The following is a 19,917-nucleotide window of genomic DNA, read 5'->3' on the forward strand; positions in this document are numbered from 1 at the left end:
TTTTTATTTATCGAAACAGCATCACAAATCGAAGCGGTCCAGGTTCATAACCTTGGTCCAGGCGGCGACGAAGTCATTCACAAACTTCTGTTTAGCATCGCTGCTGGCGTACACTTCGGCCAGCGCACGCAGGATGGCGTTGGAACCGAATACCAGGTCTGCACGTGTTGCGCTGTACTTCACTTCACCACTAGCACGATCGCGGCCTTCAAACAGCTCGCTGCTTGCATCCGTGGCGCGCCACGCGGTGCGCATATCCAGCAAATTAACGAAGAAGTCATTGCTCAATACGCCAACGCGATCGGTGAACACGCCGTGCTGGCTGCCATCAAAGTTGGTACCCAGCACGCGTAAGCCACCGATCAGCACCGTTAATTCCGGTGCGCTCAGCGTCAGTTGCTGTGCTTTATCCAGCAGCAGGGTTTCGGTAGAAGAACCACCAGCAATACGACGATAGTTGCGGAAACCATCGGCCATTGGCTGCAACACATCAAACGACTCGACATCGGTTTGATCCTGACGCGCATCCACACGCCCCGCCGTGAACGGTACCTGCACCGCCACGCCAGCGGCGGCAGCCGCCATTTCAATGCCGACACTTCCCGCCAGCACAATCACATCTGCCAGTGAGGCTTTGCCAGACGCTTGCTGAATGTTTTGCAGCGTTGGCAGCACATCGTTAATCACGTTGGCATTGACCGCCCAACTGTTTTGCGGTGCCAGTGCCAGACGTGCGCCGTTGGCACCACCGCGCTTATCACCGCCACGGAAGGTTGAGGCTGAAGCCCAGGCCACAGACACTAACTGGCTGGCGCTTAAGCCGGAAGCGGCAATTTTTGCTTTCAGTTCGGTGATATCGTCCGCTGTCGGCTGATGCGTGGCCGCCGGTAACGGGTCCTGCCACAGCAGATCTTCCTTCGGCACTTCTGGACCGATGTAACGCGCTTTTGGCCCCATATCACGGTGGGTCAGTTTGAACCAGGCGCGGGCAAAGGCTTCATTGAACGATTGCGGATCGTTGAGGAAGCGACGTGAGATTTTCTCAAATTCAGGATCAAAGCGCAGCGTCAGGTCAGTCACTAGCATGGTCGGTTTACGCTTTTTCTCCGGATCGAATGGATCGGGAATAATCGCTTCAGCATTCACCGCTTCAAACTGGATCGCACCTGCCGGACTGTGAGTCTGGACCCATTCGTATTTGAACAGGTTCTCGAAGAAGTAGTTGCTCCACTGCGTTGGCGTCTGGGTCCAGACCACTTCAAGACCAGAAGTGATGGCATCTGCACCGGCACCACTGCCGTAACTGCTGTTCCAGCCTAAGCCCTGTGCTTCCAATGGTGATGCTTCAGGATCGGCACCGACGTGGCTGGCGGCCGCCGCACCGTGCGTTTTACCCAGAGTATGACCACCGGCAATCAGCGCGACGATCTCTTCATCGTTCATGCCCATATTACCGAAGGTGGCGCGAATCGCCGGTGCCGCTGACTTTGGATCGCCGCTGGCTTCTGGTCCTTCCGGGTTAACGTAGATCAGGCCCATTTCGGTGGCACCGACCGGTGCGTTCGCCAGGCTCTCTGGATGGCGATGCGCCAGCCACTCTTTCTCGTTACCCCAATCCACATCCAGATCCGGTTCCCACACATCTTCACGGCCTGCGCCGAAACCAAAGGTACGGAAGCCCGCGTTTTCCAGCGAGACGTTACCCGCCAGGATGTAGAGGTCGGCCCAGGAGATTTTCTGGCCATATTTTTGCTTCACCGGCCACAGCAGGCGACGCGCTTTATCAAGGCTCACGTTATCCGGCCAAGAGTTGAGCGGTGCAAAGCGCTGCTGACCACGGCCCGAACCGCCGCGACCATCTACGGTACGGTAGGTACCGGCACTGTGCCACGCCATGCGAATGAACAGCCCAATATAGCTGCCCCAGTCGGCTGGCCACCAGGATTGGGAGTCGGTGAGGATGGCACGAATGTCGGCTTTCAGCGCTGAATAGTCCAGCTTGCTGAATTCGTCACGGTAGTTGAACGTGTCACTGAGGGGGTTGGAACGGTTGGAGTGCTGGCTTAGCAGATCGACACGCAGTTGATTGGGCCACCAGTCACGGTTAGTCGTGCCATCGCCGGCACCACGTGCAGGTGGATTAGGATTTTCCGCGCCCCCATGATGGAAGGGACATTTACCTGAGGCTGCTACATTATCGTTATCATTTGACATGCTCATTTTCGGCTCCGTTAGCTTCTCGTTGTGCAATTAAGATAACCGCACATAATGATAGCTTAAACTTGGAATAACCGAAGATTTTGATAGTTTTAGTCTTTCAAAAGAAGAGTGTGAAGTGCCACACATAACATTTGCTTGTTGATAGCGAGGTGCGCATAAATGCGCACCCTACAGACCCGCACCTGTAGGGGCGCCATTTATGGCGACCGCTGGTGAAACAGAGACCGATCAACTGCCGCGATACGTCGACCACGACCACGGCGAAATCAGGAACGGCAGATGATAATGGCTACCCGCTGCGCCAATGACGAAATCAATTTGCGCGCTGACATACAGGGCATCGCGACCATCCGCCGCAAAGTAGTCACCAATTTCGGCGGTGAGTCGATAATGGCCGGGTGCTAAGGGTTCTGGCGTAAGGTCTTTCAGGCGACCATCGCTGTCAGTTTCCCCTTCCGCCAATGGCAACCAGCCTTCCGGGCTATTCTGCTCCAGCGAAATGGCCACGCCAATCGCGGGTTTACCCAACGCGGTGTCCAGAATGTGCGTAGTAATGGTGCTCATACGATGCTCTCCTTTAAGCGTAACAGGGTGATTTCCCGCAATTGCGTCAGCGCCTCTTGCTGCTCGGTTTCATCATTATTGTTGAGCCTGCGCTGCAACTCCGCCAGCATCTCCTCGCCACTGCGTCCTTTGGCTCGGATCAAAAACACCCGACCAAAGCGCTGCTCATAGGATTGATTGCCCGCCAGCATGGCAAATTGTAATGCGCCATCAGCCTGCTGCATCGCTGACTGCTCATTGCGCGACAAAGACGCCTCTTTACCCACACCTTGCGCTTTTTCACCAATGCGTGGATGAGCACTTAGCGCTTGCTCCAGTTCTTCACGTTGCCAATTCTGCGCCAGGCGATCGGCGGCGCTGTGCAGCGCGGTTAGATCGTCAAAAGGACGTGCAGCAACCAACGCCTGTTGCCAGCCTGGAATCGCCACGCAATGCGCTATCGCAGCCTGCGCATCGGCTTCAGCAGCCTGATTAAAACTTGCTAAATCCATGCCGTCACTCCCTTAACTACGCGCCAGATCGCACACCGCTTGCAGATACGCCTGCACACCAAAGGCCACGTCGACCGTTTGTACAGACTCCGCCGGATGATGGCTGATGCCGCGATGATTGCGCACAAACAGCATCCCAACCGGCCACCGTTCTGCAATCGCTATCGCATCGTGACCGGCACCGCTTGGCAGCGACACACTGCGGCCCTGGACGGTTTCAACGGCATGGCTCAACGCTTGCTGCAAGCGCGCATCACAGGCGGTGGCAGCAATGCGATAAAACTCGTTCGAGGTAAACGTCAGGCCACGGCGCAAGGCAATCGCTTGTGCCTGGGTTAACAGCATCGACTGCAAACGCTCCAGCGGCTCATCCACTGGACCACGGACATCCAGCGATAGCTGAACCTCGCCAGGGATAACGTTCACCGCGCCCGGTAAACAGCTTAAGGTGCCGACGGTGGCGACCAGCTGTGGATCTTGCTCACGTGTGGTCTGCTCAACAAACACCATCCATTCCGCCGCAGCGGCCAGCGCATCTTTACGATGTGCCATCGGCACGGTGCCTGCGTGACCCGCTTCACCGATAAAACTGCAGTTCAGGCGGCGTGCACCGTTGATGGCGGTGACCACACCCAGCGCCAGATCTTCCTGCTCAAGACAAGGCCCTTGTTCGATATGCAGTTCAAGGTAAGCAGCAATATCGTTTACGTCGCGTGCCGCCTGCATAATCTTTGCCGCATCCAGCCCAACATCCTGCATCGCTTCCGCAACCGTAATGCCGTTTCCATCTGGGTGCGTCACCCAGCTTTCTGGCCAGGTGCCGGTAATACCGCGACTGCCCAGCAGCGTGATACCAAAACGCGTGCCCTCTTCATCGCCGAAGCCGACGATCTCAATCGCCAGCGGCAGCCGCTGTTGATGGTCGTGTAACCACTGCACCGTTTCGATGGCACTCAGCACGCCCAGCATGCCGTCATAACGCCCTGCGTTGCGAACGGTGTCGAGATGGGAGCCCAGCAATAGTGCTTTCGCCCCCGGTTCTGCCGCTTCATATCGGCCGCAGATGTTGCCGACTGCATCCTGCCAGGTGCTCATGCCAGCCGCCTGCATCCACTCTGCAACACGGGCGTTGGCACGAACCTGCTCAGGGGATAAATAGACACGCGTCAGGCCATCTTCACTTTCGCTGATCTCAGCCAGTGCATCGCAGCGCGTCATGACACGAGCGGCGGCGGTTTGCGCCTCGCTGGCGGTCATCAGGCTGTTGCTCATGCGTGGCTCCCATAATGATCCCACGCGGCCTGCAATGCTGCGCCCTGAGTGGAACGGAAACCAACATGATTGAGAACCGCTTCCAGCGCGCTCAGCGTTTGCATCACGCAATCTTTACGCGCGTTGTAACCCATGGTGCCGATACGCCACACTTTGCCGTGCAGAGGACCAAATGAGGTACCGATCTCAATGCCGAAATCTTCCAGCACCAGCTTGCGCACCTGATCGCCATTCACACCCTGCGGGATCACCACGCCGAGCACGTTATTCATCTTGTGTTTCAGATCGCCAAAGGTCTCAAGACCCATGCCCTGAATGCCTTTCAGCAGCGCTTCACCGTGCAATTTATGACGCGCAATGCCGTTATCCAGACCTTCCTGCATCATCAGACGTGCGCATTCACGTGCACCGAACAGGGCAGTGGTGGCTTCGGTGTGATGGTTGAGACGCTCAGGTCCCCAGTAATCCATAATCATGCCGAGATCGAAATAGTTGGAGTAGATCATCTCGTCGTCGCCATCCTGATGATCCGCCGTACGAATGCCTTCTTCGACACACTTACGTTTGCGGATCACCGCTTCCATTTGCGGGCTGAGGGTGATCGGCGAGGTGCCAGAGGGGCCACCCAGGCATTTCTGCATACCTGCGGAAACCGCATCCAGTCCCCACGCATCGGTCTCCAGTGCGTTGCCGCCCAGTGACGCGGTGGCATCGGTATAGAACAGCACACCATATTTCTGGCAGATGGCACCCAACTGCTCCAGCGGTTGCAGCATGGTGGTGGAGGTATCGCCTTGCACTGTCAACAGCAGACGCGGCTGTACCTTTTTGATCGCATCTTCGATCTGATCCGGCGTGAAGACTTCGCCCCACGGGACCTCAATGGTGTGCACTTCAGCACGGCAACGGCGGGCTATCTCACACAGCAGATGACCAAAGCGGCCAAATACCGGCACCAGCACTTTGTCACCCGGACGGATGGCGGAGAGCAGAATCGCTTCAATGCCTGCGCGTGACGTGCCGTTAATCAGCATGGTCCAGCGGTTTTCGGTACGGAATACGCCACGGTAGAGCGCCATCACTTCATTCATGTAGTGCGTCATCGCCGGATCGTACTGCCCCAGCAACTGGCTCGACATGGCGCGCAGCACGCGCGGATCGGCATTAATCGGGCCAGGCCCCATCAACAGGCGCTGCGGCGGATTGATTTGCGAAAACTGACTGATATCCATGGTGTATTCCTTATTGAAAACTTAGAGGCGCACGGTCGAAATAAATTGCTTCAGCTCAGCGGTTTGCGGGTTAGCGAACAGCGTTTTGCTGTCGCCCTGTTCCCAAACGCGCCCCTGATGCATAAAGACCACGCGATCGCCCACATCACGGGCGAAGTTCATTTCGTGGGTAACGAGGATCAGCGTCATGCCTTCGGCAGCAAGCTGCTCCAGCACTTTCAACACTTCCCCCACCAGCTCGGGATCGAGCGCCGAGGTGATTTCGTCACACAATAAAACTTTCGGCTGCATCGCCAGCGCACGGGCGATCGCCACGCGCTGCTGCTGGCCGCCAGATAAATTGGCCGGGTAATAATTCAGACGCTCGCCGAGGCCGACTTTTTCCAGCATCTGTGCCGCCAGTTCACGGCATTCGGCTTCACTCTTTTTCAACACGCGACGCGGGGCCAGCATCACGTTTTCCAGTGCGGTCATGTGCGGGAACAGGTTAAAGTTCTGGAACACCATCCCCACCGAGCGGCTGATTTCGCGCGCTTGTGATTCACGGTCAGTGATGGTCATCCCGCCGAGTTTGATGCTGCCTTCCTGATAGCCTTCCAGCCCGTTCATACAGCGCAGCAAGGTGCTTTTGCCCGACCCGCTGCGGCCGATGATCGAGATCACTTCACCGTGATCGACGTCGAGATCGACCCCTTTCAACACATGGTTGTCGCCGTAGTACTTCTGTACCTGATTAATGGTGATGAGCGGCATTGAATTTTTTCTCCAGGTACTGGCTGTAACGCGACAGCGGATAACACATCAGGAAGTAACCCAGCGCCACCAGGCCAAACACCTTGAAGGGCTGATACGTCACATTGTTCAAAATGGTGCCGGCTTTGGTCAGCTCAACGAAGCCGATAATCGATGCCAGGGCGGTGCCTTTAATCACCTGCACCGCAAACCCCACGGTGGGCGCGATGGCGATACGAATCGCTTGCGGCGCCACGACACGGTACAGCGTCTGACCAAAGTTCAGGCCGAGGCAGCGTGAAGCTTCCCACTGGCCTTTCGGCAAGGCACGAATACTGCCGTGCCAGATATCCACCAAAAATGCGCTGGTGTAGAGGGTTAACGCCAGTGACGCGGCGGTCCAGGGTGCCACATCAATGCCGAACAAGCCCACACCAAAGAAGGCAAGAAACAGCTGCATTAACAGCGGGGTGCCCTGAAACAGCTCGGTGTAGCAGCGAATCACACGCGTCAGCCAGGGGCGCTTCAGCAGGCGTAAAAACAGCAGCGGTAAGGTCACCAGCGTGCCGCCAAAGAAGGCCACCAGTGACAGTAAAATCGTCCAGCGCGCCGCCAGCAGCAGGTTGCGCAGGATGTCCCAGTCGGTAAACGTTGTCATGCGGGCTGCGCTCCGAACCATTTACGTCCCAGCGCCAGCAGCAGCTGTCGCATGGCAATCGACAACGCCAGATAGATCAACGTGGTCACCAGATAGACTTCAAAACTCAAAAAGGTACGCGACTGAATCAGGTTGGCGGCGAAGGTCAACTCTTCATAAGACACCTGAGACACCACCGAAGAGCCGAGCATCACAATGATGCACTGGCTCACCAACGCCGGATAAATACGCTGCAGCGAGGGTGGCAATACCACACGAATAAAGGTCTGGGTACGGCTTAGGCCCAGTACGCGGCCCGCTTCCCACTGCCCGCGCGGCGTCACCTGAATCCCGGCACGAATAATTTCGGTGCTGTAGGCGCCGAGGTTAATCAACATCGCCAGCAAAGCAGCTTCGCCTGCCGTCAGTTTCAGACCAAGATTGGGCAAACCAAAGACGATAAAGAACAGCTGCACCACGAATGGCGTGTTACGAATCAGCTCGACATAGACGCCCCAGATACGGCTTGCCCAACTCGGTTTGCCACTGCGCAACGCTGCACCGAGAATGCCCAAGCTAACGCCGCCTACCGTGGCTAATACTGTTATCTGAATCGTGACCCACAGTCCGGCCAGTAACTCTGGCCAGTGCGGCCAGAGATCTGCAAAATTGAGTTGCCCAATCATCGTGTTATGCGCCGAGGTTGGCTGGCAGTGGTGCTTTCAGCCACTCTTCCGACAGCTTGTTCAGGGTGCCGTCTTTAATGCCCTGCTCAATCAACGCATTCACTTTGTCTTTCAGCGCCGGCTCGTCCTTCTTCAGGCCAATAAAGCACGGTGAATCTTTCAACATGAACTGTGGCACTGGCGCTTTTTCCGCGTTCTGGCGGGCAATCGCAGCGACCACCAGGTTGCCCGTGGCAACATACTGCACTTGGCCAGACAGGTAAGCCGACAGCGTGGTGTTGTTATCTTCATAACGTTTCACCTGCGCATCTTTCGGGGCAATATCGCTTAACACCATGTCTTCCACCGCACCGCGGGTAACGCCGATAGATTTACCGCTCAATGCTGCGGCATCTTTCAGTGGCTCACCTTTCGGACCGAATACGCCGAGGAAGAACGGTGCGTAGGCACGGCTGAAATCGATCACTTTCTCGCGCTCGGCATTTTTACCCATGCTCGAAATCACCAGATCGACTTTATCGGTTTGCAGATAAGGCACGCGGTTAGCACTGGAAACGGGGACCAGCTGCAACTTCAGTTTCATCTGTTTCGCGAGGTATTTGGCCATATCGATGTCATAGCCTTGCGGCTGCAAATCGGTACCCACTGAACCAAACGGCGGGAAGTCCTGAGGTACCGCAACGCGGATCACGCCACGCTTCTGGATATCCTGCAGCTGATCTGCCATGGCGCTGCCAACCTGAGCCATCAACAATGCTGCGCCTGCCACTGCCAGTAAAACTTTCTTCATTATGCACCCCGGTGAGTTTTCGTGAAACAAAAGATTCTTGATAAATCGATTTGCAACTAATGTGCCAACCAAACGCAAGGGAAGTGAAAGTCAGAAAAATCGAATGGATGCTGAGTTTTAGGCAAAAAAACGGGCTTAACGCCCGCGATTTTTTACGATCAAAAAAGGTGCAAAGCACCAAATTGGTGCCCCTTATCGGTGTTCTAACTCATCGAGATGCTGATAAAGGTCGGCTATCTGATGGATACGCTGGCGGCCCTGCGACAACATTTCATGCAGCAATGCGTTGGCCAGCAGATTGATCAGACTCATTGCAGAGGCGTAGCTATCAAAGGCGGAGACGCTATCCAGTGGGGCGCATAATTGCCAGGTCGCCAGCGTGATGATGCCCTGCGCCTGCGGCTCACACAGCGCCAGCACAGGAATGTTGCTCTGCTGCAGTTGCTGCATCAGCGGGCGAATAATGCGTGGTCGCCGACGAAACGCCATCACCACCACCATGTCCTCTGGCGTGATATCCACCAGCTCTTCGCCCAGCGTCTGACCAGGCTGCGGCAACACATGTACCTGCGGGCGCGCCTGCATCAGTTGCTGACGCAGGTGCAAGGCCACCGGATAGGCGTTACGCATACCGATGATAAACACCCGTTTCGCCGCCCCCAGCGCCTGAATCACCTCGCCAAATTGCTGAGGATCAATGCTGTTGACCCACTGCGTCAGGTTAGCCATCTCCTGCTTATAGTGGCGTGATAACAGCGTGTTACCTTGCACCGCATCACGGTTATCGGTCAGTGGCATGCCGCTTTGGCGCAACACGCGCAGCTCGTCGCGCATGTCTTTATATTTCTCATAGCCCAGACGTTTAAACAGACGGCTGACGGTGGCCTTAGATACCCCGCTAAGCCTTGCCAGCTCTGCGCTGTTGTAGCTAATCAGGTCATCAAAATGGTCAAACACAAAATCAGCAATGCGCTGCTCTTGCGGCGACAGTTGCGGATAGTGACTGCGAAGGCGTTCATCAAGCTGTTTCATCATTGGTCCTGTAACTTTCGTTTCACCACAAGCTAGCATAAATCGATCCAGATTAGGTGTTCGTCTAAAACTGGAACAGCTCTTGCTTGAATCTCTTCACGAACGGGCTAAGTCGACTGGTACGCATAAATGCGTACCCTACAAAAAAGGCTGTGCAGCCGTAGGGTCGCCATTTATGACGACCGCTAACAATGCGCGCGCAAATACACACCCTACAAAGCAATATTCGAGAAGAGTTGATTATGATACAGAGCAACATGGCCCCGCTTGGGATGGCCGTCACCCCACATCATCTCGCCAGTGAAAGTGCTCTGGCGGTGCTGCGCGAAGGCGGGAGCGCCATTGAAGCGATGGTCGCTGCCGCTGCGACTATCGCGGTGGTGTATCCGCACATGAACGGCTTAGGCGGTGATGGCTTTTGGCTGGTGGTTCCGCCAAATGGCGATCCAATAGCCATTGATGCCAGTGGTGCAGCAGGTGCGCTGGCGCATCTCGACTTCTATCATGGTGAAAGCCACATCCCACATCGCGGCCCAAAAGCGGCGTTAACCGTCGCGGGCACGGTCAGTGGCTGGCAGGAAGCGTTAACGCTGGCGACTGAACTGGGTGCCACTCCACTGCCGCTTTCACGTTTGCTGCGCGACGCCATCCGTTATGCCGCCGACGGTATTCCCGTCACCGCCTCACAAGCTGCAGCCACCGCTGCCAAGCAACATGAGTTGCTGCAGCAGCCCGGTTTTGCTGCCACCTTCTTACCCGACGGTACTGTGCCCGCGGCAGGCAGTCGCTTCACCCAGCCTGCGCTGGCCAATACGCTCAGCCTCCTCAGTGAGCAGGGTTTAGAGAGCTTCTATCGCGGCGAACTGGCACATCATCTGGCGCGTGAAATGACCGCGCTCGGCATGCCTATCACGCTGGAAGATTTGCAAAAGCAGCAGGCGCGCCGCTGCACACCACTGCATCTGGCACACAGCGAAGGCGATATCTGGAATATGACGCCGCCGACGCAAGGACTGGTATCGTTGGCGATCCTGGGCATCACCGATCGCCTGAACATGGCAGAGGCGGATGAAGCCCAAACCGTGCATCGCATCGTTGAAGCCACCAAGAAAGCCTTTGCGCTGCGTGACAAACACATCACCGATCCCCGCCACATCGACTTCAATGTGCAGGATCTGCTGGATGCTGAACACCTCGCCTCACTGGCGGCGCAGGTTGATGATCAACAAGCGGCAGCGTGGGGCACCGGAAAAGGGCCTGGCGATACCGTGTGGATGGGCGTGATGGACAGCAGCGGTCTGGCAGTTTCCTTTATCCAGAGTATCTACCATGAATTCGGCAGCGGCGTGGTGCTACCCGGCACCGGCATCACCTGGCAGAACCGCGGTGCCGCATTCAGCCTGCAGCCAGGCCACATGCTGGCGCTGGCACCCGGCAAGCAACCGTTTCACACCCTCAATCCCGCAGCCGCTCGTCTCAAAGATGGCCGCACCATGGTGTACGGCTCGATGGGCGGCGATGGGCAGCCACAGACGCAGGCCGCCATCTTTACCCGCCATGTGATCCAGGGCCAGCCATTGCAGCAGGCCGTGAGTGCACCGCGCTGGTTGCTGGGGCGAACCTGGGGCCAGTCCTCTGATTCACTCAAACTGGAATCACGCATCGCACCTGAAACGGTAGAGCAACTGCGTCAGCTCGGTCACGAAGTGGAGTTATTGCCCGACTTCAGCGAAGTGGTCGGCCATGCGGGGGCGATCGTCAGACACAATAACGGCATGCTGGAAGGTGCGTTCGATCCACGCAGCAACGGCAGCGCCGCCGGTTTCTAAGGAGATAACGATGAGTACACAACCGGACTGGGCCACCTATATCGCCCAAATGGAACAGATCCTGGCACTGGAGTTAGATGACGCACGCCGTGCCGAACTGCTCATCCAGTTTAACCGTATTGCGGCCATGGCCGAGCCATTGATGGCCTTCCCACTTGATGATCGACTGGAAGTGGCAGGAGTATTCCATCCATGAAACTGGCCTCGCTATCGATCAAAACCTTAAACCAGGCCCTGAATCAGGGTGAGATCTCCGCCCGTGAGGTAGCTGAACAAACGCTGAATGCCATTGAGCAGCATAATCCGGCGATCAACGCCTGGACCGAAGTCACCGGGCAACGCATGCTGCGTGAGGCCGAACAGGTTGATGGGCAACGCCAACGCGGTGAAGCGTTACCTGCTCTGGCTGGAATTCCCTATGCGGTGAAAAACCTGTTTGATGTTGCAGGTCACAGCACCTTAGCCGGTGCCAGCTTATTCAGTGAGCGCGCAGCGGCACGTGAAGATGCCTGGGCGGTCAGCAAGCTGCGCCAGTCTGGTGCCCTGCTCTCCGGCATGCTCAACATGGATGCCTACGCGTACGGTTTTACCACCGAAAACACCCACTACGGTGCCACTCATAATCCCCGCGATCTGACTCGTATCGCTGGCGGATCTTCAGGTGGTTCGGCTGCAGCGGTGGCGGCGGGCTTAGTGCACTTCTCGCTGGGCACCGATACCAACGGTTCGATCCGTGTGCCTGCCTCGCTGTGTGGCATTTATGGCCTGAAGCCGACCTTTGGACGTTTATCACGTAGCGGTAGCCATCCGTTTGTTGCCAGTCTCGATCATATCGGTCCCTTTGCCCGCTCAGTCGAGGATCTGACCCTGGTGTATGACGCGCTGCAAGGTCGTGACCCTGCTGATGCCTTCCAGTCTGAACAGCCTTTGGCTCCGGCGAGTGAGGGTTTAAGCAAAGGCGCTGAAGGCATACGCAGTGCGGTGCTGGGCGGTTTCTTCTCTACCTGGTGCAGCGATGAAGCACGTGCTGCTGTCGCGGTGGTGGCGCAGGCGCTAAATGCCAGTGAAGAGGTGACCTTGCCGAATGCGGAAATCGCCCGCTCAGCGGCCTTTATCATGACCGGTGCGGAAGGCGGAAATCACTATCTACCGGCGCTGCGGAGTATGCCAGAGCAGTTCGAACCTAACTCTCGCGAGCGTCTGCTGGCCGGTGCCATGTTACCTTCTGCCTGGTACGTGCAGGCACAGCGTTTTCGTCGCCACTTCCAGCAGCAAGTCTTGCCGCTGTTTGCGCAGTTTGATGTGCTGATTGCGCCTGCCACGCCCTGTACGGCCACCACTATCGGACAAGAAACCATTCACATCAACGGTCAGGATTTGCCAACGCGCGCCAGCATGGGCATGTTAACGCAGCCGATTTCATTCCTCGGTCTACCGGTGTGTACCGTTCCGTTGCAAACCGCCAGCGGCCTGCCGATTGGCCTGCAGCTGATTGCGGCTCCGTTTAAAGAACACCTGGCACTGCGCGCTGCCTGGGCACTCCAGCAGCAGGGGCTGACCCTGCCACAAACCACCTTGATGGACGCTTAACCATGAAAGCTGAACATATTGACCGTCCGGCCGTGCTCGCCGAAGTCACCGCCGCGTTTTACCGCTACGAAGAGGCGCTGGTGAGTAACAATGTCGACGTGCTGGATGAGTTGTTCTGGCACGATGAGCGTACCGTACGCTTAGGTGCCGGTGAGAATCTCTATGGCATTGATGAGATTCGTGCGTTTCGCGCCGCGCGCCCCTCTAAAGGACTCGACCGCACCTTGCGTAACACCGTGATCACCACCTTTGGCGATGACTACGCGGTGTGCAGCACCGAATTTACCCGCGAGGGCGTAGAGAAGATTGGCCGCCAGCAGCAGACGTGGATCCGCATGCCTTATGGCTGGCGTATTGTGGCTGCGCAGGTGAGTTTGATGAGTTGATTGTAGGGTCAGCATGAATGCTGACCTGAACGTCCTGGTGCGCATTAATGCGCACCCTACAAACCTATCTGATTACACGTTCGGGGCGGGATGCGTTTTCATCCAGTGCTCAGCAATCTGCTGACGCGTACATACCCACACACCTTCATGTTGCTGGATGTGGTCGAGGAAGCGTTGCAAGGCACGGAATTTGCCCGGACGACCCAACAGACGGCAGTGCATGCCAATCGACATCATCTTCGGCGCCGTGTCGCCCTCTTCATACAGCACATCAAACGTGTCGCGCAGATAGACAAAGAATTGCTCCGCGGTATTGAAGCCCTGCGGCGAAGCAAAGCGCATGTCATTACATTCCAGCGTGTAAGGAATGACCAGATGCGGCTTGACGGTGCCATCCTGGCAGGTCACTTGCGTCCAGAACGGTAAATCATCACCGTAATAGTCGCTGTCATAACTGAAGCCGCCCTGCTCCACCACTAAGCGGCGGGTATTGGGACTGTCGCGCCCGGTATACCAGCCTGTCGGGGCTTTGCCGAACAGATCGCGCAGCACATCCACCGCCTGCTGCATATGCTGGCGCTCGGTTTTGGCATCCATACCCTGATAATGGATCCAGCGCCAGCCATGGCTGACCACATCGTACTCAGCGGCTTTGATCGCCTCGACGATCTCGGGATGACGCGCCAGCGCCATCGCAACGCCAAATACCGTTAACGGCAGACCGCGCTTTTGAAACTCATGATGAATGCGCCAGAAACCGGCACGTGAACCGTACTCGTACAGTGAATCCATCGACATGTGGCGATCGGCATAGCTGGCTGCACCAATGATATCCGAAAGGAACTGCTCCGAACCGGCATCGCCGTGCAGCACGTTATTTTCCGCGCCCTCTTCGTAGTTGAGGACAAACTGCACTGCGACCTTTGCCTTGCCCGGCCACTGCGCATGCGGGGGGTGACCCGCGTAACCGATCAGGTCACGTGGATAGTTTTTGTTGAAGCTGTACTCTTTCTTTTCAGATACATCACTCATTCTGCAAATTCCTTCGTCAGTCCTCAACCAGCCCTTAGTTTAGGTGCTGAAATGCACCGCTGAGCGGTTTTTCAATCGGGTAATCCAAATCGCCGTGTTTGCTGGTGCCAAAGCCAAGCGCCACCAGCGACTCCACCATTTTTACGGCGGCACTAACGCCATCAATCACCGGCAAACCTAACTCTTTCGTGAGTTCCTGAGCCAGTGACGCCATGCCCCCGCAGCCCAATACAATCGCGCCACTGCCGTCTTCGCGTTTCGCCTGAATACAGCGCTGGCGTACCTTCTCTTGCGCCACACCGCTACCGTCTTCCAAGGCCAGCACCGGCAAATCGATCGCGTGTAACGCCGCACAGTGATGGGTAAAACCATACTGCTGCAATAAATGACGCGCGATAACCAACGTGCGTGGCAGCGTGGTGACAATCGAAAAACGCGTCGCCACCAGAGTGGCAGTATGCATCGCGGCTTCCGCAATCCCGATCACCGGACCGCTGGCAAGCTCACGCGCCGCCAGCAATCCCGGATCGCCAAAACAGGCAATCACATGGCCGCTCACACCCTGTGCTTTCCCGAGCCTGACCTGCTCCAGTACGCCCACCGCCGCAATCGCTTCATCAAAGTGGCCTTCAATGGACGGTACGCCTTGGCTTGGACACACCGCCAAAATTTCCGTGCCTGGTGCTGCAACGGCGCGCGCCGCTGCGCCGATGGTTTCTGTCATCGCCAGACTGGTATTGGGATTGATCACCTGAATCACTGTCATGATGCGGATCCTTTGTGACCGGAAAATAACCGGGTGAAATCAGGCAACGTTTCGCCACTGCGTTCAAAATGCAGGCTGGAAACAATGTGTTCAAAATGATGCTGCAACGCTTCGGTAAGCGCCTGCAGATCTTTCTTCCGCAGCAATTCCACCAGCCGATCGTGATGATCGCAGCGACAGCCTCGCTGCCAGGGTGCGCCATAAGCGGCAATCACCAGTGAAGAACGCTGCGTCAGGCGCGTCACCATGTCAGTGAGTACCTGATTGCTGGAAATCGCCTGCAGCTGAATATGAAAAGCGGCAGATAAGCGAATGGCAGCAGCACCATCGTGCTGTTCATGCGCCTGCTGCTCTTCCTCAATCAAGCTGTTGAGCGCAGCAAGGTGCGGAGGCTGCACATGCGCCAGTACCGCCGGTAAATTTGCACACTCCAGCAGGCTGCGCGTGGCGAAGATATCGCGCGCCTCCTCCACACCGGGCGTGGCGACCTGTGCACCACGCCTGGGCGAAAGCGTGATCATTTGCACCGCCGCGAGGCGTTGTAGCACTTTACGGATACCGGTGCGGCTTACACCAAACACTTCAGAAAGTGCCTCCTCCGGCAATTTACTGCCCGGCGGCAGTTGATGTTCCACAATGGCGCTCAGCAACGCCTGATAGATGGGTTCGTCGCGATCATTCAGATCGGCAGCCGTTTTCTGGCCTGTTTCGCTCTTCATTACCTGCTCCGGCAAGTGACTGTGCATAGCACATCGTATACGTGAAATTAATTTTTTGTATACAAGAAATCAATTCTGGCCTGGATCCTGCAATACCGTTTCACGCAGTGATTATTCTTCCCATGTTGTTAGAGGAGCAGGTTTCATGCCAAATCAGTCTGAAGTGACCTCTGGGGCCAACGCCCATTACAGTCCACGCCTGTGCAATGAGGATCTGGCGCCCACCCGCGACCAGAACTGGTCGTGGTACAACATCTTTTCTTTCTGGATGTCCGATGTGCATAGCATGGGCGGTTACGTGGTGGCTGCCAGCTTCTTTACTTTGGGCCTGGCCAGTTGGCAGGTGCTCTTGTGCCTGCTGGTCGGCATTTGTATTGTGCAGCTGTGCGCGAATCTGGTGGCAAAACCCAGCCAGATGGCGGGCGTGCCTTACGCGGTGATTTCGCGTCAGGCGTTTGGTGTGTTTGGAGCCAATATCCCGGCGGTGATTCGCGGCTTGATCGCCTTCGCCTGGTACGGGATTCAGACCTATCTGGCGGCCAATGCGCTGATGTTGGTGCTGCTGAAGTTCTTCCCTTCCCTGAGCGGCATGACGCAAAGCAGCTGGCTCGGTTTGTCACAACTCGGCTGGTGCTGTTTCGGTGTGATGTGGTTCCTGCAGGCTATGGTGTTCTGGCATGGCATGAGCGCGATTAAACGCTTTATTGATGTGGCGGGTCCGGCCGTGTACGTGGTGATGGTGGCATTAGCCGGTTGGATTGTATACAAAACCGGTTTTGACGGTATCTCCTTCACGTTGGCCAGCAAGCAACTGAGTACCGGTGAGCAAACCTGGCAGATGATCACCGCTACCGCGCTGGTGGTCTCGTACTTCTCGGGTCCGTTGCTCAACTTTGGTGACTTCTCCCGCTACGGTAAAAGCATGGGCGAGATCCGCCGGGGTAACCGCTGGGGCCTGCCGTTCAACTTCCTGCTGTTCTCGATTGTGACGGTGGTGATCGTCTCGGGTACGCAGTCCCTGTTTGGCCGCATGATTACCGATCCGATTGAGACGGTAAGTATGGTCGGTAACGATGTTGCGGTGGCGATTGGTTTGCTGACGATGATTATTGCGACCATCGGCATCAATATCGTGGCGAACTTTGTGTCACCGGCATTTGACTTCTCGAACTGTTCACCACAGAAGATTAGCTTCCGCACCGGTGGCATGATTGCTGCGGTGGGCTCTGTGCTGTTGACCCCGTGGAACCTGTTCCAGTCACCTGAACTGATTCACTACACGCTGGATGTACTGGGTTCATTCATCGGCCCATTGTTTGGCATCCTGATTGCGGATTTCTACCTGATCAAACGCAGCAAGGTGTATGTAGACGATCTGTTCGATGACACGCCTAAAGGTCGTTACTGGTATCGCGGTGGCTTTAACCCGAAAGCGATTGCCGCTTTGTTGCCGTCAGTGGGTATCTGTCTGGTGATCAGCTTTATCCCTTCGCTGCATGCAGTGGCGAATTTTAGCTGGTTTATCGGCGTGGCACTGGGTGCGGGCTGCTATCGTTATCTGGCGCGTGCCGATCGTGAAGTCTCAGTGGCGGCCTATCGTCAGGAAGTGGCGGTGCAGAAAGATTGATAAGGTGGTCGCCATGAATGGCGACCCAACGTCCTCAAGAGACGTCAGGTGTTTCGAACGGGTTAAGAAAAGCAAAAAGCCGATGCATTTCTGCATCGGCTTCTTTAATGATTGGCGGAACGGACGGGGCTCGAACCCGCGACCCCCTGCGTGACAGGCAGGTATTCTAACCAACTGAACTACCGCTCCGCGCTTTGTTCCCCGTCGAGAACGAGGCGGATATTAATGGTCGCCTCATCACCCGTCAACGATTTTTCTGCCAGAAAAGTTTGTTTGTTGTTTTTTTCATCTTAACGCCGCTTTTCCACGCAAAATCATCTGCTTCAGGCACGCCACAGGCAGCTTCCGCCCTTTTTCAGTACTAAGTCGAGGCGACTCTCGTGCGCGACAATTTCTTCATCGCTCGCACTCACCACACGTAAGCCCGAACTGGGGCGCGCAATCCGTTGAATATTGTCACCTGAGCTTTGACTGCTTTGCTCCCCTTCGACGGAAAACGCCAGCGACGTTTGCCCACCGGTCATCATCAGGAACACTTCAGCCAAAATCTCGGCATCGAGTAATGCGCCGTGCAGCGTACGCTTGCTGTTGTCGATTTCGTAGCGATTACACAACGCATCAAGACTGTTGCGCTTGCCCGGGTACATCTTGCGTGCCATCGCCAGACTGTCGGTGACCTGACAGAAGGTATCCGTTTTACCGATACCCCGGTTCAGCATGCCAAATTCGTAATCCATAAAGCCGATATCAAACGAGGCGTTGTGGATCACCAGTTCCGCCCCCTGGATATAGGCCAGGAACTCATCGGCAATGTCGGCGAACATCGGTTTATCCGCGAGAAATTCATCCGCAATACCATGTACACCAAACGCTTCCGGATCCACCAGCCGATCGGGCTTGAGATACATGTGGAAGTTGTTACCGGTCAGGCGGCGGTTGATCACTTCAACCGCACCGATTTCAATGATGCGATGCCCTTCATAGTGCACACCGATCATGTTCATGCCGGTGGTTTCAGTATCGAGGACGATCTGGCGGTTATTTGCAGTGCTCATAGGACTCGTTTTATGTCAGACTTGGCGTTTTGTCAGAAGGAAGTCTACCAGAGATGCGCAAACAGGTAGAAATATTCACCGATGGATCCTGCCTCGGCAATCCGGGCCCTGGCGGCTTCGGCGCTATTTTACGTTATGGTGCCCATGAAAAAGAGTTCAGCATCGGCTATCGTCTCACTACCAACAACCGCATGGAAATGATGGCAGCGATTGTGGCTCTGGAAGCGCTGACGCAATCCTGCGAAGTGGTACTCAGCACCGATAGTCAGTATGTGCGTCAGGGCATCACCAGCTGGATCCATAACTGGAAAAAACGTGGCTGGAAAACTGCCGATAAAAAACCGGTTAAAAATGTCGATCTCTGGAAGCGGCTGGATTTGGCACTCAGCAACCATGAAATCAAATGGGAGTGGGTCAAAGGCCACGCGGGCCACCCTGAAAACGAACGCTGTGACGAATTAGCCCGCAAAGCAGCCGGTAACCCAACGCTGGATGACATCGGCTATCAGGTTGAATCCTGATCCTTCACTTCACGAAACTGGCGCGTGGCGTTGACCGTTTGTCGCAGTTGCGCTTTGTTCAGGCTTTTCTTCATTTTGGTGGGCGTTAACGGGAAAGTCCTTTTACGCGCCACCACAATATTCAAACAGCCGAGCGCTGGCAGGTGCGCACTGATCACCTTACCTCCCTGATGATGCCATGGCACTACCTGAAAACGGGTGCGATACACCACTTCGTAGTTGAGTAAGCTCAGCCAGTCGAGCAGCCGCGTCTGGCTGAACATGCGTCCGCTCCAGGGCGCGCGCGAATGCAGGCCGGGTATGGCTTTGCTGAGGCCCAGCAGACTGAACGGGTTGAAGCCGCTGATAATCATCCAACCATCATCAATCAACACGCGATCCACCTCGCGCAAGACACGGTGGGGATCCTGGCTCCAGGCCAGCGTATGCGCCATTAAACAGGCATCAATCGATTTCGCTTCAAAGGGTAACTGTGTGGTGTTAGCAATAACCTGCAGGTCATCGCCCTCAATGCCCACATTCACCTGATGTGATATGGCACACTGGCTGGTATTGATTTCGGCGCTGAGGCTGCCAAGCTTAAGCATATGAAAGCCATACACCTTTCCAAGATATGGCTGTAATTGCTGGCTGAGCGCATCGCGGAAGTAGTCTCCCCAAGGCATATCGCGCCAGGAGCGTGGTGCAGTCAGAACTTGGCGTGTTTTAGCTGGCTTCATGCTCTACCATCATCCTT

Annotated in this window: 21 protein-coding genes and 1 tRNA gene; 6 read left to right on the forward strand and 16 right to left on the reverse strand. The window is 56.0% G+C overall.

The features are described 5' to 3' along the window. Positions 1-21: 21 nt before the first annotated feature. The 10 genes from katG to hpxU all read right to left on the reverse strand — a co-directional run bounded on the left by katG (position 22) and on the right by hpxU (position 9,656). Positions 22-2,220, reverse strand: a complete 2,199-nt coding sequence (gene katG, locus QMZ30_RS24450) for a catalase/peroxidase HPI (RefSeq protein ID WP_283229236.1) — start codon at positions 2,218-2,220, stop codon at positions 22-24. 228 nt (positions 2,221-2,448) lie between these two features. Beyond that, positions 2,449-2,784: a hydroxyisourate hydrolase gene (gene uraH, locus QMZ30_RS24455; RefSeq protein ID WP_058972913.1), complete on the reverse strand. Its 336-nt coding sequence runs from the start codon at positions 2,782-2,784 to the stop codon at positions 2,449-2,451. Further along, positions 2,781-3,275 (reverse strand): 2-oxo-4-hydroxy-4-carboxy-5-ureidoimidazoline decarboxylase, encoded by a 495-nt coding sequence (gene uraD, locus QMZ30_RS24460; protein ID WP_283229237.1) that lies wholly within the window; start codon positions 3,273-3,275, stop codon positions 2,781-2,783. The genes uraH and uraD overlap by 4 nt, the downstream gene beginning before the upstream one ends. 12 nt (positions 3,276-3,287) lie before the next feature. Next, complete coding sequence (hpxK, locus tag QMZ30_RS24465) at positions 3,288-4,547, reverse strand: allantoate amidohydrolase (RefSeq protein ID WP_283229238.1); 1,260 nt, start codon at positions 4,545-4,547, stop codon at positions 3,288-3,290. Beyond that, positions 4,544-5,779 (reverse strand): pyridoxal-phosphate-dependent aminotransferase family protein, encoded by a 1,236-nt coding sequence (locus QMZ30_RS24470; protein ID WP_283229239.1) that lies wholly within the window; start codon positions 5,777-5,779, stop codon positions 4,544-4,546. Before QMZ30_RS24470 ends, hpxK begins: the two co-directional genes overlap by 4 nt. 21 nt (positions 5,780-5,800) lie before the next feature. Beyond that, the gene (locus QMZ30_RS24475) at positions 5,801-6,532 is read right to left on the reverse strand and encodes an amino acid ABC transporter ATP-binding protein (protein WP_039333202.1); all 732 of its coding nucleotides are present in this window, start codon (positions 6,530-6,532) and stop codon (positions 5,801-5,803) included. Further along, positions 6,513-7,169: an amino acid ABC transporter permease gene (locus tag QMZ30_RS24480; RefSeq protein WP_058972917.1), complete on the reverse strand. Its 657-nt coding sequence runs from the start codon at positions 7,167-7,169 to the stop codon at positions 6,513-6,515. The genes QMZ30_RS24475 and QMZ30_RS24480 overlap by 20 nt, the downstream gene beginning before the upstream one ends. After that, a complete protein-coding gene (locus tag QMZ30_RS24485) occupies positions 7,166-7,834 on the reverse strand; it encodes an amino acid ABC transporter permease (RefSeq protein WP_058972918.1) in 669 nt (222 codons plus the stop codon). Before QMZ30_RS24485 ends, QMZ30_RS24480 begins: the two co-directional genes overlap by 4 nt. 4 nt (positions 7,835-7,838) lie before the next feature. Then, the gene (locus tag QMZ30_RS24490) at positions 7,839-8,624 is read right to left on the reverse strand and encodes a transporter substrate-binding domain-containing protein (RefSeq protein WP_039333205.1); all 786 of its coding nucleotides are present in this window, start codon (positions 8,622-8,624) and stop codon (positions 7,839-7,841) included. Between the two features lie 192 nt (positions 8,625-8,816). Continuing rightward, positions 8,817-9,656, reverse strand: coding sequence for a MurR/RpiR family transcriptional regulator HpxU (gene hpxU / locus QMZ30_RS24495; RefSeq protein ID WP_283229240.1), 840 nt, complete (start codon positions 9,654-9,656; stop codon positions 8,817-8,819). A 242-nt stretch (positions 9,657-9,898) separates the two neighbouring features. Here hpxU and QMZ30_RS24500 point away from each other — a divergent pair, with 242 nt between their 5' ends. Genes QMZ30_RS24500 through hpxZ form a run of 4 tightly spaced genes read left to right on the forward strand, consistent with a single transcriptional unit; the run spans position 9,899 to position 13,461 of the window. Next, positions 9,899-11,485 carry a gamma-glutamyltransferase family protein gene (locus QMZ30_RS24500; protein ID WP_283229241.1) on the forward strand — a complete coding sequence of 529 codons (1,587 nt, stop codon included), beginning with the start codon at positions 9,899-9,901 and terminating at the stop codon, positions 11,483-11,485. Between the two features lie 10 nt (positions 11,486-11,495). Beyond that, entirely contained in the window at positions 11,496-11,681 is a 186-nt protein-coding gene (gene hpxX / locus QMZ30_RS24505; RefSeq protein ID WP_039333209.1) for an oxalurate catabolism protein HpxX, read from the forward strand. Further along, a complete protein-coding gene (locus QMZ30_RS24510; protein ID WP_283229242.1) occupies positions 11,678-13,075 on the forward strand; it encodes an AtzE family amidohydrolase in 1,398 nt (465 codons plus the stop codon). The genes hpxX and QMZ30_RS24510 overlap by 4 nt, the downstream gene beginning before the upstream one ends. 2 nt (positions 13,076-13,077) lie before the next feature. Next, positions 13,078-13,461, forward strand: a complete 384-nt coding sequence (hpxZ, locus tag QMZ30_RS24515; RefSeq protein ID WP_283229243.1) for an oxalurate catabolism protein HpxZ — start codon at positions 13,078-13,080, stop codon at positions 13,459-13,461. Between the two features lie 72 nt (positions 13,462-13,533). Here hpxZ and puuE read toward each other — a convergent pair whose 3' ends face one another. From puuE to QMZ30_RS24530, 3 genes are read right to left on the reverse strand one after another with little or no spacing between them, the layout of a single operon-like run. Next, positions 13,534-14,493, reverse strand: coding sequence for an allantoinase PuuE (gene puuE, locus QMZ30_RS24520; RefSeq protein ID WP_283229244.1), 960 nt, complete (start codon positions 14,491-14,493; stop codon positions 13,534-13,536). A gap of 34 nt (positions 14,494-14,527) precedes the next feature. After that, positions 14,528-15,259 (reverse strand): allantoin racemase, encoded by a 732-nt coding sequence (gene hpxA, locus QMZ30_RS24525; RefSeq protein WP_502921497.1) that lies wholly within the window; start codon positions 15,257-15,259, stop codon positions 14,528-14,530. Beyond that, positions 15,256-15,978, reverse strand: coding sequence for a GntR family transcriptional regulator (locus QMZ30_RS24530; protein WP_283229245.1), 723 nt, complete (start codon positions 15,976-15,978; stop codon positions 15,256-15,258). The genes hpxA and QMZ30_RS24530 overlap by 4 nt, the downstream gene beginning before the upstream one ends. A 145-nt stretch (positions 15,979-16,123) precedes the next feature. Between QMZ30_RS24530 and QMZ30_RS24535 the strand changes: the two genes are divergently transcribed. Continuing rightward, positions 16,124-17,605 carry an NCS1 family nucleobase:cation symporter-1 gene (locus QMZ30_RS24535; protein ID WP_283229246.1) on the forward strand — a complete coding sequence of 494 codons (1,482 nt, stop codon included), beginning with the start codon at positions 16,124-16,126 and terminating at the stop codon, positions 17,603-17,605. 112 nt (positions 17,606-17,717) lie between these two features. Here QMZ30_RS24535 and QMZ30_RS24540 read toward each other — a convergent pair. Beyond that, positions 17,718-17,794, reverse strand: a tRNA-Asp gene (locus QMZ30_RS24540). Positions 17,795-17,928: 134 nt separating this feature from the next. Continuing rightward, positions 17,929-18,660: a DNA polymerase III subunit epsilon gene (gene dnaQ / locus QMZ30_RS24545; protein WP_039337052.1), complete on the reverse strand. Its 732-nt coding sequence runs from the start codon at positions 18,658-18,660 to the stop codon at positions 17,929-17,931. A gap of 53 nt (positions 18,661-18,713) precedes the next feature. On the opposite strand from dnaQ, the gene rnhA reads away from it, so the two are divergent. Next, entirely contained in the window at positions 18,714-19,181 is a 468-nt protein-coding gene (rnhA, locus tag QMZ30_RS24550; protein WP_502921498.1) for a ribonuclease HI, read from the forward strand. On the opposite strand, the gene QMZ30_RS24555 is transcribed toward rnhA, so the two are convergent. Beyond that, positions 19,166-19,900, reverse strand: coding sequence for a class I SAM-dependent methyltransferase (locus QMZ30_RS24555; RefSeq protein ID WP_283229247.1), 735 nt, complete (start codon positions 19,898-19,900; stop codon positions 19,166-19,168). The genes rnhA and QMZ30_RS24555 overlap by 16 nt on opposite strands. Positions 19,901-19,917: the final 17 nt, after the last annotated feature.

Origin of the sequence: Pantoea sp. EA-12 (genome assembly GCF_030053355.1) — a bacterium.
GTDB lineage: Bacteria > Pseudomonadota > Gammaproteobacteria > Enterobacterales > Enterobacteriaceae > Pantoea > Pantoea vagans_C.

Excerpts from the sequence above, each read along its gene's own strand:
- QMZ30_RS24490 (WP_039333205.1), bottom strand. The coding sequence starts at position 8,624 with ATGAAGAAAGTTTTACTGGCAGTGGCAGGCGCAGCATTGTTGATGGCT.
- katG (WP_283229236.1), bottom strand. The coding sequence starts at position 2,220 with ATGAGCATGTCAAATGATAACGATAATGTAGCAGCCTCAGGTAAATGT.
- QMZ30_RS24500 (WP_283229241.1), top strand. The coding sequence starts at position 9,899 with ATGATACAGAGCAACATGGCCCCGCTTGGGATGGCCGTCACCCCACAT.
- hpxX (WP_039333209.1), top strand. The coding sequence starts at position 11,496 with ATGAGTACACAACCGGACTGGGCCACCTATATCGCCCAAATGGAACAG.
- uraH (WP_058972913.1), bottom strand. The coding sequence starts at position 2,784 with ATGAGCACCATTACTACGCACATTCTGGACACCGCGTTGGGTAAACCC.
- QMZ30_RS24485 (WP_058972918.1), bottom strand. The coding sequence starts at position 7,834 with ATGATTGGGCAACTCAATTTTGCAGATCTCTGGCCGCACTGGCCAGAG.
- puuE (WP_283229244.1), bottom strand. The coding sequence starts at position 14,493 with ATGAGTGATGTATCTGAAAAGAAAGAGTACAGCTTCAACAAAAACTAT.
- QMZ30_RS24530 (WP_283229245.1), bottom strand. The coding sequence starts at position 15,978 with ATGAAGAGCGAAACAGGCCAGAAAACGGCTGCCGATCTGAATGATCGC.
- QMZ30_RS24475 (WP_039333202.1), bottom strand. The coding sequence starts at position 6,532 with ATGCCGCTCATCACCATTAATCAGGTACAGAAGTACTACGGCGACAAC.
- hpxK (WP_283229238.1), bottom strand. The coding sequence starts at position 4,547 with ATGAGCAACAGCCTGATGACCGCCAGCGAGGCGCAAACCGCCGCCGCT.
- rnhA (WP_502921498.1), top strand. The coding sequence starts at position 18,714 with ATGCGCAAACAGGTAGAAATATTCACCGATGGATCCTGCCTCGGCAAT.
- hpxU (WP_283229240.1), bottom strand. The coding sequence starts at position 9,656 with ATGAAACAGCTTGATGAACGCCTTCGCAGTCACTATCCGCAACTGTCG.
- QMZ30_RS24510 (WP_283229242.1), top strand. The coding sequence starts at position 11,678 with ATGAAACTGGCCTCGCTATCGATCAAAACCTTAAACCAGGCCCTGAAT.
- hpxA (WP_502921497.1), bottom strand. The coding sequence starts at position 15,259 with ATGACAGTGATTCAGGTGATCAATCCCAATACCAGTCTGGCGATGACA.
- uraD (WP_283229237.1), bottom strand. The coding sequence starts at position 3,275 with ATGGATTTAGCAAGTTTTAATCAGGCTGCTGAAGCCGATGCGCAGGCT.
- QMZ30_RS24535 (WP_283229246.1), top strand. The coding sequence starts at position 16,124 with ATGCCAAATCAGTCTGAAGTGACCTCTGGGGCCAACGCCCATTACAGT.
- QMZ30_RS24470 (WP_283229239.1), bottom strand. The coding sequence starts at position 5,779 with ATGGATATCAGTCAGTTTTCGCAAATCAATCCGCCGCAGCGCCTGTTG.
- QMZ30_RS24480 (WP_058972917.1), bottom strand. The coding sequence starts at position 7,169 with ATGACAACGTTTACCGACTGGGACATCCTGCGCAACCTGCTGCTGGCG.
- hpxZ (WP_283229243.1), top strand. The coding sequence starts at position 13,078 with ATGAAAGCTGAACATATTGACCGTCCGGCCGTGCTCGCCGAAGTCACC.
- dnaQ (WP_039337052.1), bottom strand. The coding sequence starts at position 18,660 with ATGAGCACTGCAAATAACCGCCAGATCGTCCTCGATACTGAAACCACC.
- QMZ30_RS24555 (WP_283229247.1), bottom strand. The coding sequence starts at position 19,900 with ATGAAGCCAGCTAAAACACGCCAAGTTCTGACTGCACCACGCTCCTGG.